Raw genomic sequence first — 17488 nt, forward strand, 5'->3', positions numbered from 1 at the left:
GATTATGCGACCCCCAGAAGACACATGCCTTGCATATGCGGCATCATCATGATGTTGGGCCGTTCGAGGGATCGCCAATACCGAGGAGTGCACCGAGATGACCCGTACCGAGCGCCGTACCCGCCGCGCCGTGCAGGTGACCGGCGCGGGAGTCGCCGCGCTGCTGGCCCTGAGCGCCTGCTCCTCCGACGACTCCGGCGACACGTCGGCCAAGTCCGGCTCTTCCTCGGCCTCCCCGAAGCTCTCCGGCACGGTCACCGTCTTCGCGGCCGCCTCGCTGAAGGAGAGCTTCACGACGCTGGGCGAGGAGTTCGAGAAGGCGCACCCGGGCACGAAGGTCACCTTCAACTTCGGCGGCAGCGACACCCTCGCCGCGAGCATCACGGGCGGCGCCCCGGCCGATGTGTTCGCCTCCGCGAGCCCCAAGACCATGGCGATCGTGACCGACGCGAAGGACAACGCCACCGAGCCGGTCACCTTCGTGCGCAACCAGCTGGAGATCGCGACCCTGCCGGGCAACCCCGACAAGGTCTCCTCCCTAAAGGACCTGACCAAGTCGGGCCTGAAGGTGGTGCTGTGCGACAAGGAGGTGCCGTGCGGCGCCGCCGCACAGAAGGCGCTGGAGGCGAGCGGCCTCAAGCTCACGCCCGTGTCCTACGAGCAGGACGTCAAGGCCGCGCTGACCAAGGTCGAACTGAAGGAGGCGGACGCGGCTGTGGTCTACAAGACCGATGTGCACGCCGCGGGTGACAAGGTGGAGGGCGTGGAGTTCCCCGAGTCCGCCGACGCCATCAACGACTACCCGATCGCCCTGCTGAAGGACGCCCCCAACGCCGAGGCCGCCAAGGCATTCATCGCCCTGGTCCGATCCGCCGACGGGCAGAAGGTGCTGACCGAGGCCGGGTTCCTGCAGCCGTGACCCCATCCGTGCAGCAGGCCGCCGCGGACGCCCTGGAGGGCGGCCCGCGGCGCGCCCGCGTCCGTACGGGCGTCCCGCTCGCCCTGCTCCTGCCCGCCCTGCTCGGACTCGCCTTCCTGCTCCTCCCGCTGGTCGCGCTCCTCGTCCGGGCGCCCTGGCACACCCTGCCCGAACAGCTGACCAGCGCCGAGGTCTGGCAGGCCCTGCGGCTGTCGCTGGTGTGCGCCACGGCGGCCACCGCGGCGAGCCTGGTGATCGGGGTACCGCTGGCCTGGCTGCTGGCCCGCACGGACTTCCCCGGCCGTGGCCTGGTGCGGGCCCTGGTGACGCTGCCGCTGGTGCTGCCGCCGGTGGTGGGCGGTGTGGCGCTGCTGCTGGCCCTCGGCCGCAACGGCGTCGTCGGCCAGTGGCTGGACTCCTGGTTCGGCATCACGCTCCCGTTCACCACGGCCGGGGTGGTCGTCGCCGAGACGTTCGTGGCGATGCCGTTCCTCGTCATCAGCGTCGAGGGCACGCTCCGCGCGGCCGACCCGCGCTACGAGGAGGCGGCCACCACCCTCGGCGCCTCCCGCTTCACCGCCTTCCGCCGGGTCACGCTTCCCCTGATCGCGCCGGGCATCGCCGCGGGCGCCGTGCTGGCCTGGGCGCGCGCCCTCGGCGAGTTCGGGGCGACGATCACCTTCGCGGGCAACTTCCCGGGCCGTACCCAGACCATGCCGCTCGCCGTCTATCTCGCCCTGCAGAGCGACCCGGAGGCGGCCATCGCCCTCAGTCTCGTGCTCCTGGCCGTCTCGATCGCCGTCCTCGCCGGACTGCGCGACCGCTGGATGACCGCGTCATGACGACCCCACGCAAGGACATCCCCCGTACCGACACACCGCGCGAGGACACGCTCGTGCCGGAGACCGCGCCCGGCGAGGGCCTCGACGCCCGCCTCGTCGTCGACCGCGGCTCCTTCCGCCTCGACGTCGCCCTGACCGCCGCCCCCGGCGACGTCGTGGCCGTGCTCGGACCCAACGGCTCCGGCAAGACCACCGCCCTGCGCGCCCTCGCCGGTCTCGTCCCGCTCACCGGCGGGCACCTCCGCCTGGACGGTACGGCCCTGGAGCGCACACCGCCGGAGGCCCGCCCGGTCGGTGTGGTCTTCCAGGACTATCTGCTGTTCCCGCACCTCACCGCCCTGGACAACGTCGCGTTCGGCCCGCGCTGCCACGGCGCCACCAAGGCCGAGGCGCGCGCCCAGGCCGCCGAATGGCTGGACCGCATGGGCCTGACCGCACACGCCGGTGCCAAACCCCGCCGGCTCTCCGGCGGTCAGGCCCAGCGCGTAGCCCTGGCCCGCGCTCTCGCCACCCACCCCCGGTTGCTGCTCCTGGACGAGCCGCTCGCCGCCCTGGACGCCCGCACCCGGCTGGAGGTGCGGGCCCAGCTCCGCCGCCATCTCGCCGACTTCGAGGCGGTCGCCGTCCTCGTCACCCACGACCCGCTGGACGCCATGGTCCTCGCGGACCGCCTGGTCGTTGTCGAGGAGGGCCTGGTCGTGCAGGAGGGCACCCCGGCCGACATCGCCCGCCGCCCCCGCACGGACTACATCGCCCAGCTGGTCGGCCTGAACCTCTACCGCGGCCGCGCCGACGGCCACGCCGTACGCCTCGACACCGGCCCGGCCATCACCACCACGGAAGTCCTCTCCGGCCCGGTGTTCGTCGCGTTCCCGCCGAACGCGGTCACCCTCCACCGCGACCGTCCCACCGGCTCCAGCGCCCGCAACCTCTGGCGCTGCGAGGTCGCGGGACTGGAGACCCACGGCGACCAGATCCGCGCCGCCCTCACCGGCGAACTGCCCCTCGCCGCCGACCTCACCACGGTCGCCGCGGCCGAGCTGGATCTGCACCCGGGCGCAGCGGTCTGGGCGACAGTCAAGGCGGCACAGACCCATGCATACCCGGCATGAGCCGCTACCCGGCATGAGGCGTGCGGAGCCCTACGGTTGGTGCCCATGACCCTGAGCATCCGCAACCAGCTCCCCGGCACCGTCACCGCCGTCCACACCGGCGAGGTCATGGCCACCGTCGAACTCCGCCTCGACGGCGGACAGGACCTCACGGCGGCCATCACCCTGGAGGCCGCGCGGGACCTCGCCCTCGCCCCGGGCACCGCCGTCCGGGCCCTGGTGAAGTCGACGGAGGTCTCTCTGGCCACCAACCGCGTCGAGGGCCTCTCGATCCGCAACCAGCTCCCCGGCACCATCACCGGCCTCATGACCGGCACGGTCATGGCCGTCGTGACGGTCTCCGTGCCGGACGGCGAACTCACCGCGGCGATCACCAAGGACGCGGCCACCGACCTCGGACTCTTCGTCGGCTCCGACATCGTCGCCCTGATCAAGGCGACCGAGGTGTCCCTGGCGACGGCCTGAGCACGAGCAAGGGCCCGTCCGCACCCGGACGGGCCCTTCCAGAGCCTGATTTCCCGCTCAGTCCTCGTACGCGTCCAGCGGCGGGCACGAGCAGACCAGGTTCCGGTCGCCGAAGGCCTGGTCGATCCGGCGGACCGGCGGCCAGTACTTGTCGGCGGCAAGGACCCCGGCCGGGAAGACGGCCTCCTCACGGGTGTACGCGTGCTCCCACTCCCCGCCGAGCGCGGCCGCGGTGTGCGGTGCGTGGCGCAGCGGGTTGTCCTCCGCCGGCCACTCCCCCGCGCCCACCTTCTCGATCTCCGCCCGGATGGCGATCATCGCTTCGCAGAAACGGTCCAGCTCGATGATGTCCTCGGACTCGGTCGGCTCGATCATCAGCGTCCCCGCCACCGGGAACGACATGGTCGGCGCGTGGAACCCGTAGTCGATCAGCCGCTTCGCCACGTCGTCCACGCTCACCCCGGTCGCCTTGGTCAGCGGCCGCAGGTCGATGATGCACTCGTGCGCGACCAGCCCGCCCGGGCCGGTGTAGAGCACCGGGTAGTGCGGCTCGAGGCGCTTGGCGATGTAGTTGGCGCTGAGCACCGCCACCTGGGTGGCCCGCTTGAGCCCCTCCCCGCCCATGAGCCGTACGTACGCCCAGGAGATCGGCAGGATCCCCGCGGAACCCCAGGGCGCGGCCGAGACCGGCCCCACACCCGTCTCGGGCCCGGCGGCGGGCTGCATCGGGTGGTTCGGCAGATACGGCGCGAGGTGCGAGCGTACGGCCACGGGGCCGACGCCCGGACCGCCGCCGCCGTGCGGGATGCAGAACGTCTTGTGCAGGTTCAGGTGCGAGACGTCACCGCCGAAGTGGCCCGGCTTGGCCAGCCCGACGAGCGCGTTGAGGTTGGCGCCATCGACGTAGACCTGTCCGCCCGCCTCGTGGACCTGGGCGCAGATGTCGGCGACGTGCGCCTCGAACACACCGTGCGTCGACGGGTACGTGATCATCAGCACCGCCAGCTCGTCGCGGTACCGCTCGGTCTTCGCCCGCAGGTCCTCGACGTCGATCTCGCCGTCCTCGGCGGTCTTCACGACGACGACCTTCATACCGGCCATCACGGCGCTCGCCGCGTTGGTGCCGTGCGCCGAGGACGGGATCAGACAGACGGTCCGCTGCTCGTCCCCGTGGGCCCGGTGATAGCCGCGCACGGCCAGCAGCCCCGCCAGCTCGCCCTGCGACCCGGCGTTGGGCTGCAGCGACACCTTGTCGTACCCGGTGACCTCGGCGAGCCGGTCCTCCAGCTCACGGATGAGCGTGAGGTAGCCCTCCGCCTGTTCGGCGGGCGCGAAGGGGTGCAGCTGCCCGAACTCGGGCCAGGTGACCGGCTCCATCTCGGTCGTCGCGTTGAGCTTCATGGTGCAGGAGCCCAGCGGGATCATGCCTCGGTCGAGCGCGTAGTCCCGGTCGGCGAGCCGGCGCAGATAGCGCAGCATCGCGGTCTCGGAACGGTGCTGGTGGAACACCGGGTGGGTGAGGATCGCGTCGGAGCGCAGCAGCCCCTCGGGCAGCGCGTCCCCGGCGGCCGCGTCGAGCGCCTCGACGTCTCCCTCCACCCCGAACGCGGCCCACACGGCGGCCAACTGGGCCCGCGCCGTGGTCTCGTCGCACGCGATCGAGACGTGGTCGGCGTCGACGAGGCGCAGGTTGACCCCGCGCTGCCGCGCGGCGGCGACGACCTCGCCGGCCTTGCCCTGCACCCGCACGGTCAGGGTGTCGAAGTAGGAGCCGTGCACGACCTCGACCCCGCCGGCCGCGAGTCCGGCGGCGAGGATCGTGGCGTACCGGTGGGTGCGCCCGGCGATCGCCCGCAGCCCGTCGGGGCCGTGGTAGACGGCGTACATCCCGGCCATCACCGCAAGCAGCACCTGAGCCGTGCAGATGTTGCTGGTGGCCTTCTCCCGGCGGATGTGCTGCTCACGCGTCTGCAGCGCGAGCCGGTACGCCTTGTGCCCGTCCGCGTCCACGGACACCCCGACGAGGCGTCCGGGCAGGCTGCGCGCGAACTTCTCGTGCACCGCCATGTAGCCGGCGTGCGGTCCGCCGAAGCCCATCGGCACACCGAAGCGCTGCGTCGTCCCGACCGCGATGTCCGCACCCAGCTCACCGGGCGACTTCAGCAGCGTCAGCGCGAGCAGATCGGCGGCGACGGTGACGAGCGCGCCGAGCCCGTGCGCCTGGTCGATCACGGCCTTGATGTCGCGTACGGCACCGGAGGCGCCCGGGTACTGCAGCAGCACGCCGTTGATCTCACGCTCGGCGATGCCGGCCGGGATGCCCTCGCTGAGATCGGCGACCACGACCTCCACACCCGTCGGCTCGGCCCGGGTCTCGATGACGGCGATCGTCTGCGGCAGCACGTCCGCGTCGATCAGGAAGAGGCCCTTCTTGTTCTTCCCCATGCGCCGGGACAATGCCATCGCCTCGGCGGCGGCCGTTCCCTCGTCGAGCAGCGAGGCACCGGAGGTGGGCAGCCCCGTGAGGTCGGCGACCATGGTCTGGAAGTTCAGCAGCGCCTCGAGACGGCCCTGCGAGATCTCCGGCTGGTAGGGCGTGTAGGCCGTGTACCAGGCCGGGTTCTCCATGACGTTGCGCAGGATCACCGGCGGCGTGAAGGTGCCGTAATAGCCGAGTCCGATCATGGAGTCGAGGACCTGGTTGCGCTTGGCCAGCGAGCGCAGCTCCGCCAGGACCTCGGCCTCGGTGCGCGCGTCCGGCAGGTCCAGCGCGTCGGTGTTCTTGATCACGTCCGGGACCGCGGCGGCGGTCAGCTCGTCGAGCGAGCCGTAGCCGACGTGCGCGAGCATCTTGGCCCGCGCCTCCTGGCCGGGCCCGATGTGACGCTGCTCGAAGGGAATACCCCGTTCGAGCTCGGAGAGCGGAATGCGATCGGCGGTCATTTCTGAGGCCTCCTGGTCTGACACGACCTTCGAGGGGCACCACGGCGCGGGTCCCCGGACGGCCTCCCCCTCTGTCATCTCAACCTGAGAGCTTCACCGGCCGCCACCGGGGCAGCCGGCTTTCACCGTCGGTGAGAGCGGAGGCCGTCGACGCCGTCGACATCCGCCCTGCTTTCCAGAGTGACCTCGCCCGCGCGGTACGTGTGCCTGAGAGATTCCGGGGAGGAGTTGCTCCTTCGGCGCCTCCGGCGATCTCCGGAGGACTCTCCCGCACGGGGTCAGCAGCCGTTGTCAGACTACCAGCGAGGTCCAGTAGACCTCCTCGAGTGGCCGCTCGTCCCAATGTGTTCTTTTGTAGTGCTTACGGATGAGTTGCGACCAAGTGGAGGGCCCGTGCAGACCGACATCGATCCGCGCAACCTGATCGGCCGCAAGGCGTTCGACCGCAACGGCACCAAGATCGGCACCGTCGACGAGGTGTATCTCGACGACGCGACCGGCGTGCCCGAATGGGCAGCCATACGCACCGGCCTGTTCTCCCGGGACGCCTTCGTCCCCCTGGAGCCGAGCGAACTCGTCGGAGGCACCCTGCACGTCCCCTTCGACCGGGCGCTGATCAAGGACGCCCCCGACTTCGGCGTGGGCCGGCATCTCTCCCCGGAACAGGAACTCCAGCTCTACCACCACTACGGCCTCGACGTCGCCGCTCCTCCTCCCCTCCCGGACCATGACTTCGGCCGACTGGCGGGCACCGACGAGGGCTGACCTCCCGACCCCGCCCCCTCACCGAACACCCCTCATCAAACACCACCACCATCCGTGACGACCGGACCCGCCTCCTTCACCCTCTGTAACGAATGACGGTCATCCGGTGTTCCCGAACCCCAACGCCGGAACCGGGTCCACGGGGCCCCGGTCCCCGTCGCCTCCGTCCGCGTCGCTCCCGTCCAGTCCTGCGTTCCCGTCCGGTCTTCGCCGCACCAGCGGCAACGGATCCGCCGTCGCCAGGTCCGGATCGTCCACCCGGAAGGTCCGTACGCGCCCCGGCTCCGACTCCGGTGTCTCGAACCGCACGGTGACCCGGCCCAGCCCACTCCCTTGGACCCAGCCGTGCCCCAGCTCGGCATGGACCACGTCGTACCCCGGACGCCACCGGTGCTCGGCCGGCACCGGCTCCTGCCTCGCGGGCTCCTCCGGATCCTCCTCCTCGGCCCCTTCGCCCCGCTCTTCCCCCGCCGCCTGGGCGAACAGGTCCTCCTGGGTGAAGTCCGCCAGACCGCTGACGCCGACGCCGAGCAGCCGCACCCCGCCGGTGGTGTCGACGGAGTCCAGCAGCCGCCCGGCGGCCTCCCGCACCACGGCGGGATCGTCCGTGGGCCCGCGCAGGGTCTCCGACCGGGTGAGCGTGGAGAAGTCGTACCGTCGCACCTTCAGCACGATCGTCCGCCCGGAAAGACCCGACCCCCGCAGCCTGCGGACACAGCGCTCCGCCAGCCGCTTCACCTCCAGCTCCACGCGCAGCCGGTCATGGATGTCCACGTCGTAGGTGTCTTCGACCGACACCGACTTTGTCTCCCGCTCCGCGACGACGGGCCGGTCGTCGCGGGCCAGTGCCATCGCGTACAGCCCATGCCCGTGCGCCTTGCCCACCAGGCGCACGAGCTCGTCCTCGCCGGCTTCGGCGAGCTCATCGACCGTGGTGATCCCGGCCCGGCGCAGATGGTCCCCGGTGGCCGGGCCGACCCCGGGCAGCGTGCGCACCGACATCGGCCCGAGCAGGGCCCGCTCGGTCCCCGGCTCGATGAGCACCAGGCCGTCGGGCTTGGCCTGTTCGGAAGCGATCTTCGCCAGCATCTTCGAGGCGGCCAGCCCCACCGACCCGGTCAGGCCCGTGACGGCCCGGATGTCCGCCCGCAGTCTGATCCCAGCGAGCCGCGCCGACTCGCTGTCCCAGGCCCTCTCCCCGGCCTCCAGATCCACGAACGCCTCGTCCAGGCTCAAGGGCTCCACCAGCGGCGAGAGCTCCCGCAGCAACCACATCACCTGGTCGCTGATCTGCCGGTAGAAAGTGAAGCGCGGCACGAGATAGGCGGCGTTCGGGGCCAGCCGGCGCGCCTGGGCCATCGGCATCGCCGAGTGGACCCCGAAGGCCCGAGCCTCGTAGGAGGCCGTTGCCACCACCCCGCGCGGCCCGAGACCGCCCACGATCACGGCTTTCCCGCGCAGGCTCGGCTTGGACGCCTGCTCCGCCTGGGCGTAGAAGGCATCCATGTCGAGATGCAGGATCGTGGGCGCGTTTCTCACATCTCCGATGCTGCACCACGCCACTGACAATCACGCCACTGACATTGGGGCCGCCCCGCGTGGGGCAGGCCCTCAGACCGCCCTGTTCCGCCTGCGCGCCAGCTCGTCCGCCGGGTTGTGCCCGACGAGTGTCTCACCGGTGTCCACCCGCTCGCCGTGCAGCTGCGACAGCGCGCTCTCCACGTCCCGCCAGACCACGCCCACGGCGATCCCGAAGACGCCCTGACCGCCCTGGAGCAGCGCGTGCACCTCGTCGGGTGAGCTGCACTCGTAGACGGTCGCGCCGTCGCTCATCAGAGTCATCCGCTCCAGATCGCGGAAGCCGCGCTCGCGCAGATGCTGGACGGCGGTACGGATGTTCTGCAGGGACACTCCGGTGTCGAGAAAACGCTTGACGATCTTCAGGACTACGACGTCCCGGAAGCTGTACAGCCGCTGCGTACCCGACCCGTACGCGGGCCGCACGCTGGGCTCGACGAGTCCGGTGCGGGCCCAGTAGTCGAGTTGCCGGTAGGTGATGCCGGCGGCCGCACAGGCCGTCGGTCCGCGGTAGCCGATCTGCTCGGACGCCATGGGCGCCGCCCCTCCGCTGCTCGGCACGGCCGCGGGTCGCTGCGGGGCGGCGTGATCGGCCGCGCTGCCCTGCTGGGGATATCCCCTGCCCGGGCGCAGCCGAGAGCTTGGGGGAGGGTACGGACCGCTCCCCCCGAAACCGAGTCCGGGGGCACCCCCAACCGTACCGTCGCCGCTGCTTCTCACGCCGACCTCCGTCCTTGACCTGCCTTCTCGACGGTAGGCAGTCACCAGGGGTGCGTCAACGATCGCCGCACTCGCCACGCCGAGTGATAATCACCCTAAGAGTGGTTTCCCGCACCCCACCGCGGGGAAAGGCTAGCCGAATGCCTTGCGCAGGAGCCGTAGGACGCTCTCACGCGCCGCTTGCAAATGCCGGAACAGAGCGGCCGACCTGGCCCTCCTCGTGACATACCGTCCCGCTGCGGCTACTGGTTGCTGGTGCCGAAGTCCTCGGGCGAGATCTGATCGAGGAACTCGCGGAACTTCTCCACCTCGTCCTCCTGCTCGTCCGGAATGGCGATGCCCGCGTCGTCGAGCACCGTGTCGCTGCCGAAGATCGGCGTCCCCGTGCGCAGCGCCAGCGCTATGGCGTCGGACGGTCGTGCGCTCACCTCGACGCCGCTGGCGAACACCAGCTCCGCGTAGAAGACACCCTCCCGCAGATCCGTGATGCGTACCTCGGTGAGCTCCTGGCCGACGGCTTCCAGCACGTCCTTGAACAGATCGTGGGTCAGCGGTCGCGCCGGGGCCATGCCCTGCTGGGCGAAGGCGATCGCCGTCGCCTCCCCCGGTCCGATCCAGATGGGGAGGTAACGGTCGCCTCCCACTTCACGCAGCAGCACGATCGGTTGGTTGGAGGGCATTTCGACCCGGACACCTACGACATCGAGCTCGTTCACACAGCAACCCTAGGCCGTGCCCGGGACGTTTGGGTAGTCGGGCCGGGAACGGGTGACCGATCCGCCGAGGGCGAAACCGGTGGCTCAGGGCAACCGGACGCCGAGCGCGGTCTGCACGAGCGCCGCGTGCAGCCGGACCGTGAGCCCCGCCAGCTCCTTCGTACGGGCCTCGGCGTGCGCCCTGGTCTGGGGGTTGCGGTGGCGCTTGAGAGGGGCGACCACCTGGTCCACCAGGCCCGCCTCACGGTCCGCCGCGGCCTTCATCACGCGCAAATGCCGGGGTTCGATCCCGAAGCGCCCCAGCTCGGCGACGAGCGAGGCCACGGTGGCGGCCTCGGCGTCGTAGACACCGTTCTCCAGCGGCACCAGCAGCCCGTAGGACTCCCACTCCGCCAGCGCCGACTCGTCGATCCCGGCGGCCGCGAGCAGCTCGGCCCGCCCGATCCGGACCGCCGTGGGCCCCTCGGAGGGCTCCGGAAGGGGCTCTCCGTCCCGCTGCCGGCCCACGGTCGGCAACGGCACGGCCTCACCCCGCTCCATGGCGTCCAGATGCTCCCGGATCACCTTGAGGGGCAGATAGTGGTCCCGCTGCATCCTCAGTACGTGGCCGAGGCGCTCGACGTCCTGCGCGCTGAACTTGCGATACCCCGAGGGGGTTCGCTGGGGCTCGATCAACCCCTCCGCCTCCAGGAAACGGATCTTGGAGATGGTGACTTCGGGAAACTCGTCCCGCAGCGCGTTCAGCACGGTGCCGATGCTCATCAGACCAGCGTCCGCGGCGGCGGTGCCGTGCCCGGCACCGCCCCTCGGTGTTTGAAGCATGGACCTTCCCTGGGTTCCCCCCGGATGGACTCCGGGGGAGGGTCAGTAGCCCTGCTGGCTCGCGTAGAAGACCAGCCGGTACTTGCCGATCTGCACCTCGTCGCCGTTCGACAGAGGTACCTCGTCGATCCGCTCCCGGTTCACATAGGTGCCGTTCAGACTCCCGACGTCCGCGACCTTGAACGTGCCGTCCGGGTTGCGACGGAACTCCACATGGCGACGCGAAACCGTCACGTCGTCCAGGAAGATGTCGCTCTGCGGGTGCCGCCCGGCCGTGGTCAGGTCGCCGTCCAGCAGGAAGCGGCTGCCCGAGTTCGGCCCCCGACGCACGACCAGCAGCGCGGAGCCCAACGGCAGCGCGTCCACGGCGGCCTGTGCCTCCGGGGAGAGCGCCGGCAGCTGAGTCTGACCGGTGGCTTCGGAGTCGTAGGCCTCGAGACCGGAGATGGAGATGGTGGAGGTCGTCTCCGACGCACGCTCCGGCGTCAGACCGGGACGCAGCGGCGCACCGCAGTTGGAGCAGAAGCGGCTGTTCTCCGCGTTGCGGTTACCGCACCTCGTACACACCAGGGCCGACATGGGAGAAAACCCTCCACCCGTACTTGAGGTTGACGGTTGGCCGAAACCTATGCCGCCGGACTGTGCGGGGTCAACAGACGCCGCACCCTGACCTCCGGAAATGTCACCACCCGAGCCAGGCACCTGGTCCCGGAACAGCGGCCGCTGGCCCTCCGCGTCGGGCTGTGCACGATGACGGGCGGTCGCGTTGTCGCTGCCCTCTCGCGCGCTCTTGCCGAACAACTTCGCAAACAACTTCACGGGCGATTCCCCTTGACCGAAACAGACCCGCCCGTGGGGCAGGACGAACCCTGACTGATTACACCGGCCGACCCGGACACCTTCACAACGTCCGTATCCACCAGACAGTTTCCACCACGCACCACCCGATCGGTGCGCCGACCCCCCGCAACCTCATGCCCCTGCCGGACGGCCCCCATGCACCCCCGGTTCACTGTGAGGACGACCGAGCGTAGTCAGGCTGCTTCGCCGCTCGCAAGGCGTCCACGACGATCTTGCCCGACCGCTCCACGGTCACGGTGGCCTGCTCCTTCTCAAGAGTCTGCACCACGCCTCCAGGGATGTTCAGCGCCGGTTCGAGGTCCTGCGGGTTACCGATGACCTTGAAACGAAACGGCGCGTTGATCTTGTTCCCGTCGACGCTCACGCTGTTGTCCGAATCCGTCAGATACGTGCCGGCGACCACCCGCACGTCGTTGACCTGGATCGCCTCTGCGCCCGCGGCGCGCAGCTCCTGGATCGCGTCGAGCAGCATGTCCGCCTCGACCGTCCCCTTCGTGTCGTCGATGGTCATCGTGATGCCCGGCCCCTGCGCGGCCACCGTGCCCGCCAGGATGCCGAGTTGTTTCTCCTTCTCGACCGTCTGCTTGCGGGCCTCCTCCGCCTGGTCGGAGCTGTTCTCCAGCTCCTCCCGCTGCTTCTCGAGTCCCTGCTTCTCGTCCTCAAGACGCTGACTTCGGTCATCCAGTTCATCGAGGATGCGCACAAGATCCTCCTGGCGCGCTCCGCGCAGGGCGTTCCCGCTGTCGCTGTTGGAGGCCACCTGGACCGCCAGACCGAAGCCGAGCCCGAACAGCAGCAGGGCGACGATGAGTTGGGCACGGGTGACGCGCGGCGGCCACAGCCCCTTCGCCAGCCGCTGCCGCCCGGTCAGCACGGGCTCGACGGCCTCCTGCGGCTCCACGGCCGCGGCAGGGAGCGCCGGGACCTCCGCGGGCAGCTCCTTGCGCAGTCTGTTCTCGGCCACCTCGTCCTTGTTGGTCATCGGCGTCACGCCCGGAAGACGTGCCGACGGATCGCCGCGGCGTTGGAGAAGATCCGGATACCGAGCACGACCACGACGCCGGTGGACAGCTGGGCGCCCACACCCAACTTGTCGCCCAGGAAGACGATCAGCGCGGCCACGACCACGTTCGACAGGAACGACACCACGAAGACCTTGTCGTCGAAGATCCCGTCGAGCATGGCCCGCAGACCGCCGAACACGGCGTCCAGTGCCGCCACGACGGCGATCGGCAGATAAGGCTCGACAACCGCCGGAACCTCAGGCCGGACCAACAGGCCGGCCACGACTCCCACGACGAGGCCCAGTACGGCGATCACGATGTGCCCTTCTCAGTTCTCGGCTGTGCTGTACGTACGATCACACTCGGTGCGGCGGGCAGCCGGACGTCGTCCTGCACGGAAATAGCCGTCCTGATGCCGTAGTTCTCCTGCAGCACGTTCAGATAGACGCCGTCCGCGCTGTTCTGGAACTTGGTGCTGAGCCGTTTCCCGTCCCCCACCGCGAGCACCGTGTACGGCGGCACCAGCGGCTTGTTGTCGACCAGTATCGCGTCACCCGCGGCCCTGATCGCCGACAGTGCCGTCAGCCGCTGTCCGTTGATCGAGATGGCCTCGGCGCCGGACGCCCACAGTCCGTTGACCACCTTCTGCATGTCACGGTCACGGACCCGCCCGGTGTCCGAGAACCCGGAGGTCTCCCGCGGGTCTCCGTCACCCCCGGTGGTGGCTTCCTTGGCGTCGTTCACGACGAGCTTGATCCCGGGCCCGTGCACCTCCACGGCGCCCGACAGGATGCTCACCAGGTCCGCCTGCCCGCTGCCGCCGCTCTGCTTGAGCGCCTCGCGCTGCCGGGCGCTCACGTCGTCGCGCAGCCGGTCGACGGCCCGCTCCAGCTCGTCGGCGGCCTTGGTCTCGGCGTCGACCCGGTCGATCAGCTCCTCGCGCTCCTTGGCGACGACCGGGGCCGAGATACGCGCCTGTGCCGCCCCGACGGTCACCACCAGGGCCGCGAGCACCAACCCGCCCGCGAGGCCGAGCTTCGCCCGCAGCGTCTTCGGCAGACCCCCGGAGCCCTCGGACTGCTTCCGGGCGGCGGCCTCGGCGTACCCGTCGTCGAGGCTGTGGTCCATGACGTTGGTGAGCAGCGACATGGACGCGTCCGGGCGCGACACGCGCGCGGGTGTGCTCCGAACGGGGGGCTGCTGCGGCATGCCGCACATCGTCGCATGTCGCGCCCCCTACCTCCGAATGGCCCCACCGGCGAACCGGACAGGCGCCCTTGAGGACGCCTGTCCGGCACGCGCGTGTGCTGCGCGGATCAGCGCCCGGCGCTGTCCACGACCGACGACCACTCGTCGAGCAGGGCCTGCGCGGAGGCGTCGTCGGGCCCCTCCGCCCACAGATGGGTGACGGCCTCGGCCGGGTCGGGCAACACCATCACCCAGCGTCCGTCCGTCTCGACCACCCGCACACCGTCCGTGGTGTCCACGAAGCGGTCTCCGGCCGCCTCGACGACCCTCCGCATCACCAGCCCCTTGACGGCCCACGGAGTCGCCAGATCCCGCTTCAGGACGTGCGCCCGCGGAATCCGCGCGTCGATCTGGCTGAGCGTGAGTTGCGTCCGCGCGACCAGCCCGATCAGCCGTACGAAGGCGGCCGTGCCGTCGAAGACACTGCTGAACTCCGGGACGATGAACCCGCCCTTGCCGTCCCCGCCGAAGATGGTCGTCTCGTCCCGCCCGACCCGGGTCAGGTCGTCGGGCGAGGTCGTCGTCCACTCGACCTGCGTCCCGTGATAGGCCGCCACCTGCTCGGCGATCCTCGTCGTGGTCACCGGCAGCGCCACGCGCCCGCTGCGCCGCTCCGCGGCCACCAGGTCGAGCAGCACCAGCAGAGCCCGGTCGTCCTCGATGATCCGGCCTTTCTCGTCGACTAGCGAGAGCCGCTCGCCCACCGGGTCGAACCGCACTCCGAACGCCGCCCGCGACGAGGCCACGATCTCCCCGAGCCGTACGAGCCCCGAGCGCCGCTGATCACCCGTCTCCGTCGGCCTGGACTCGTTCAGACCGGGATTGATCGTCAGCGAGTCCACGCCCAGCTTCCCGAGCAGACTCGGCAGCACCAGCCCCGCACTGCCGTTCGACGCGTCGACCACGACCTTCAGCCCGGACTCCGAGATCCCGGTCGTGTCCACGTTCCGCAGCAGCGATCCGGTGTACGAGTCGAACACGCTGGCGGGAAAGTGCAGGTCGCCGATCTCGCCCGGGAACGCCCGCCGGTACTCCTGCCGGGCGAACACCCGGTCCAGCTTGCGCTGACTGCCCTGCGACAGATCCGCACCCTGCCCGTCGAAGAACATGATGTCCACGGAGTCCGGCACCCCTGGTGAGGTCCGGATCATGATCCCGCCGGCCGACCCGCGCGCCGTCTGCTGCCGCGCCACGGGCAGCGGTACGTTCTCCAGATCCCGTACGTCGATGGCACTGGCCTGCAGCGCGGAGATGACCGCCCGCTTCAGTGCCCGGGCGCCACGGGAGTGGTCGCGGGCCGTGGTGACGGTCGAGCCCTTCTTCAGCGTCGTCGCGTAGGCGCCGGCGAGCCGCACCGCCAACTCAGGCGTGATCTCGACGTTCAGGATCCCGGACACCCCTCGGGCGCCGAAGAGATGCGCCTGGCCCCGGGACTCCCAGATCACCGAGGTGTTGACGAACGCGCCGGCCTCGATGGTCTTGAACGGGTACACCCGCACATTGCCCTGCACGATCGATTCTTCACCGATCAGGCATTCGTCACCGATGACGGCGCCGTCCTCGATCCGTGCGGCCCGCATGATGTCGGTGTTCTTCCCGACGACACAGCCGCGCAGATTGCTGTGCTGCCCCACGTACACGTTGTCGTGCACGACGGCCTTGTGCAGGAAGGCACCGCTCTTGACCACCACATTGGAGCCAACGACGGTGTGCTCACGGATCTCGGCGCCGGCCTCGACCTTCGCGTAGTCGCCGATGTACAGCGGGCCGCGCAGTACGGCGTCGGCATGCACCTCGGCGCCTTCCGCGACCCACACGCCGGGGGAGATCTCGAAACCGTCGAGTTCCACGTCGACCTTGCCTTCGAGCACGTCGGCCTGGGCCTTCACATAGCTCTCATGCGTGCCGACGTCCTCCCAGTAGCCCTCGGCGATGAAGCCGTAGATCGGCTTGCCCTCTTTCATGAGCTGCGGGAACACATCGCCGGACCAGTCGACGGGTACATCGGCCTCGACATATTCGAAGACCTCGGGCTCCATGACGTAGATGCCCGTGTTCACGGTGTCCGAAAAGACCTGGCCCCAGGTCGGCTTCTCGAGGAAACGCTCGACCTTGCCCTCTTCGTCGACGATGGTGATACCGAATTCCAGCGGATTGGGCACACGTGTCAGACAGACGGTGACCAGTGCGCCCTTTTCCTTGTGGAAGTTGATCAGCTCGGTGAGGTCGAAGTCAGTGAGAGCATCGCCGGAGATGACGAGGAAGGCGTCGTCCTTCAACGCTTCCTCTGCGTTCTTGACGCTTCCGGCGGTTCCGAGTGGCTTCTCCTCGTTGGCATAGCTGAGCTCCATACCGAGCTCTTCTCCGTCACCGAAGTAGTTCTTGACCAATGAGGCCAAGAACTGCACGGTGACGACGGTCTCGTTGAGCCCATGCCTTTTGAGCAGCCGCAGGACGTGCTCCATGATCGGCCGGTTGGCCACCGGCAGGAGCGGTTTGGGCATGCTCGAGGTCATCGGGCGAAGGCGTGTGCCTTCGCCTCCGGCCATCACGACGGCCTTCATGTCGGAAGCGTCCTCCTAGAAGAGACGACGGTCTAGCCGACTTCACCCATCCAGATTGTCCCGCACTTTTCCGAAGCGGGCCATCGAGCCACTACTGCCCCCGCCCGTCGACGGGCTCAGCCGGCCATGGCGTCCGCACGAACGAGGCGGCGGACCTGTACCACGTAGAGGACTCCTGCCCACCAGTAGAGCGTTGTACCCCACCCTGCGAACGCCCATCCGAAAATAGCAGCGAGTGACGCGAGCCATCCACTTCCGTCACTGAGCAGGAGCAACGGGAAGGCGTACATCAGGTTGAACGTCGCCGCCTTGCCCAGGTAGTTCACCTGCGGCGGCGGATAACCGTGTCGCCTGAGGATGCCCACCATCACCAACAGAACCAGTTCCCTCGCAAGAAGTACAGCCGTCAACCAGACAGGGAGAATCTCCCGCCAGGTGAGGCCGACCAAAGTCGAGAGAATGTAGAGCCGGTCCGCGGCCGGGTCCAGGAGCCGGCCGAGGCTGCTGATCTGGTTCCAACGCCGCGCGAGCTTCCCGTCCAGGTAGTCGCTGACGCCGCTCAGAGCGAGCACCAGGAGCGCCCACCCGTCGCTCTGCGGGCCCCCGAACTCGGGCCTGAGGATCAACCAGAGGAAGACGGGCACGCCGACGAGACGCGCCATGCTGAGGATGTTCGGGATGGTGAGGACCCGGTTCGTCTGAACGCGGGTCTCCTGGACCTCCACCCGGGGGCCTCCAGTGAAAACGAGCCAACGATGCCCCCTGACCCTACCTCAACGCAAAAAAGCTCTGGCTCTTGGGCTGTGCATGCCCAAGAGCCAGAGCTCTAAAAGGAGTTCGGCGGTGTCCTACTCTCCCACAGGGTCCCCCCTGCAGTACCATCGGCGCTGTAAGGCTTAGCTTCCGGGTTCGGAATGTAACCGGGCGTT

Annotated in this window: 16 protein-coding genes, 1 rRNA gene and 1 riboswitch; of the genes, 5 read left to right on the plus strand and 12 right to left on the minus strand. The window is 69.5% G+C overall.

Annotated elements, in window-relative coordinates; genetic code table 11:
* Positions 1-97: 97 nt before the first annotated feature.
* The 4 genes from modA to ACLZN2_RS36265 are packed head-to-tail and all read left to right on the plus strand — an operon-like array spanning position 98 to position 3338.
* Positions 98-919, plus strand: coding sequence for a molybdate ABC transporter substrate-binding protein (gene modA / locus ACLZN2_RS36250; protein WP_416983772.1), 822 nt, complete (start codon positions 98-100; stop codon positions 917-919).
* Entirely contained in the window at positions 916-1761 is an 846-nt protein-coding gene (locus ACLZN2_RS36255; RefSeq protein ID WP_416983773.1) for an ABC transporter permease, read from the plus strand. The genes modA and ACLZN2_RS36255 overlap by 4 nt, the downstream gene beginning before the upstream one ends.
* The gene (locus ACLZN2_RS36260) at positions 1758-2873 is read left to right on the plus strand and encodes an ABC transporter ATP-binding protein (RefSeq protein ID WP_416983774.1); all 1116 of its coding nucleotides are present in this window, start codon (positions 1758-1760) and stop codon (positions 2871-2873) included. The genes ACLZN2_RS36255 and ACLZN2_RS36260 overlap by 4 nt, the downstream gene beginning before the upstream one ends.
* Before the next feature lie 45 nt (positions 2874-2918).
* Positions 2919-3338 (plus strand): TOBE domain-containing protein, encoded by a 420-nt coding sequence (locus ACLZN2_RS36265; protein WP_416983776.1) that lies wholly within the window; start codon positions 2919-2921, stop codon positions 3336-3338.
* 57 nt (positions 3339-3395) lie between these two features.
* Here the strand turns inward: ACLZN2_RS36265 and gcvP are convergent, their stop codons facing one another.
* On the minus strand, positions 3396-6281 hold the full coding sequence (gene gcvP, locus ACLZN2_RS36270) for an aminomethyl-transferring glycine dehydrogenase (protein ID WP_416983777.1): 2886 nt from the start codon (positions 6279-6281) through the stop codon (positions 3396-3398).
* A 185-nt stretch (positions 6282-6466) separates the two neighbouring features.
* Positions 6467-6562, minus strand: a riboswitch (glycine riboswitch).
* A 112-nt stretch (positions 6563-6674) separates the two neighbouring features.
* Here gcvP and ACLZN2_RS36275 point away from each other — a divergent pair.
* Positions 6675-7046: a PRC-barrel domain-containing protein gene (locus tag ACLZN2_RS36275; RefSeq protein WP_416983778.1), complete on the plus strand. Its 372-nt coding sequence runs from the start codon at positions 6675-6677 to the stop codon at positions 7044-7046.
* 99 nt (positions 7047-7145) lie between these two features.
* Here the strand turns inward: ACLZN2_RS36275 and ACLZN2_RS36280 are convergent, their stop codons facing one another.
* From ACLZN2_RS36280 to rrf, 11 genes are all read right to left on the minus strand, one after another.
* Positions 7146-8585: a DNA polymerase IV gene (locus ACLZN2_RS36280; RefSeq protein ID WP_416983779.1), complete on the minus strand. Its 1440-nt coding sequence runs from the start codon at positions 8583-8585 to the stop codon at positions 7146-7148.
* Positions 8586-8657: 72 nt separating this feature from the next.
* Positions 8658-9344: a MerR family transcriptional regulator gene (locus ACLZN2_RS36285; protein ID WP_416983780.1), complete on the minus strand. Its 687-nt coding sequence runs from the start codon at positions 9342-9344 to the stop codon at positions 8658-8660.
* 242 nt (positions 9345-9586) lie between these two features.
* Positions 9587-10060, minus strand: a complete 474-nt coding sequence (locus ACLZN2_RS36290; RefSeq protein WP_055634823.1) for a bifunctional nuclease family protein — start codon at positions 10058-10060, stop codon at positions 9587-9589.
* 84 nt (positions 10061-10144) lie between these two features.
* The gene (locus ACLZN2_RS36295; protein ID WP_416983781.1) at positions 10145-10882 is read right to left on the minus strand and encodes a MerR family transcriptional regulator; all 738 of its coding nucleotides are present in this window, start codon (positions 10880-10882) and stop codon (positions 10145-10147) included.
* Between the two features lie 42 nt (positions 10883-10924).
* On the minus strand, positions 10925-11809 hold the full coding sequence (locus ACLZN2_RS36300) for an FHA domain-containing protein (protein WP_416983788.1): 885 nt from the start codon (positions 11807-11809) through the stop codon (positions 10925-10927).
* An 82-nt stretch (positions 11810-11891) separates the two neighbouring features.
* Positions 11892-12725, minus strand: coding sequence for a DUF881 domain-containing protein (locus ACLZN2_RS36305; protein ID WP_416983789.1), 834 nt, complete (start codon positions 12723-12725; stop codon positions 11892-11894).
* A 5-nt stretch (positions 12726-12730) separates the two neighbouring features.
* On the minus strand, positions 12731-13063 hold the full coding sequence (locus ACLZN2_RS36310; RefSeq protein ID WP_003988855.1) for a small basic family protein: 333 nt from the start codon (positions 13061-13063) through the stop codon (positions 12731-12733).
* Complete coding sequence (locus ACLZN2_RS36315) at positions 13060-13965, minus strand: DUF881 domain-containing protein (RefSeq protein WP_416983782.1); 906 nt, start codon at positions 13963-13965, stop codon at positions 13060-13062. Before ACLZN2_RS36315 ends, ACLZN2_RS36310 begins: the two co-directional genes overlap by 4 nt.
* Positions 13966-14063: 98 nt before the next feature.
* A complete protein-coding gene (locus tag ACLZN2_RS36320; RefSeq protein WP_416983783.1) occupies positions 14064-16559 on the minus strand; it encodes a sugar phosphate nucleotidyltransferase in 2496 nt (831 codons plus the stop codon).
* Between the two features lie 116 nt (positions 16560-16675).
* A complete protein-coding gene (locus ACLZN2_RS36325) occupies positions 16676-17284 on the minus strand; it encodes a CDP-alcohol phosphatidyltransferase family protein (protein ID WP_416983784.1) in 609 nt (202 codons plus the stop codon).
* 110 nt (positions 17285-17394) lie between these two features.
* A 5S ribosomal RNA gene (rrf, locus tag ACLZN2_RS36330) occupies positions 17395-17488 on the minus strand; the annotation flags it as partial.

It is taken from the genome of Streptomyces sp. T028 (assembly GCF_048159505.1).
In the GTDB taxonomy this organism is placed as follows: domain Bacteria; phylum Actinomycetota; class Actinomycetes; order Streptomycetales; family Streptomycetaceae; genus Streptomyces.

Bases quoted from the DNA above. Each gene is read 5' to 3' on its own strand.
- modA (WP_416983772.1), top strand. From the start codon at position 98: ATGACCCGTACCGAGCGCCGTACCCGCCGCGCCGTGCAGGTGACCGGC.
- ACLZN2_RS36305 (WP_416983789.1), bottom strand. From the start codon at position 12,725: ATGACCAACAAGGACGAGGTGGCCGAGAACAGACTGCGCAAGGAGCTG.
- ACLZN2_RS36295 (WP_416983781.1), bottom strand. From the start codon at position 10,882: ATGCTTCAAACACCGAGGGGCGGTGCCGGGCACGGCACCGCCGCCGCG.
- ACLZN2_RS36320 (WP_416983783.1), bottom strand. From the start codon at position 16,559: ATGAAGGCCGTCGTGATGGCCGGAGGCGAAGGCACACGCCTTCGCCCG.
- ACLZN2_RS36265 (WP_416983776.1), top strand. From the start codon at position 2,919: ATGACCCTGAGCATCCGCAACCAGCTCCCCGGCACCGTCACCGCCGTC.
- ACLZN2_RS36315 (WP_416983782.1), bottom strand. From the start codon at position 13,965: ATGTGCGGCATGCCGCAGCAGCCCCCCGTTCGGAGCACACCCGCGCGC.
- gcvP (WP_416983777.1), bottom strand. From the start codon at position 6,281: ATGACCGCCGATCGCATTCCGCTCTCCGAGCTCGAACGGGGTATTCCC.
- ACLZN2_RS36260 (WP_416983774.1), top strand. From the start codon at position 1,758: ATGACGACCCCACGCAAGGACATCCCCCGTACCGACACACCGCGCGAG.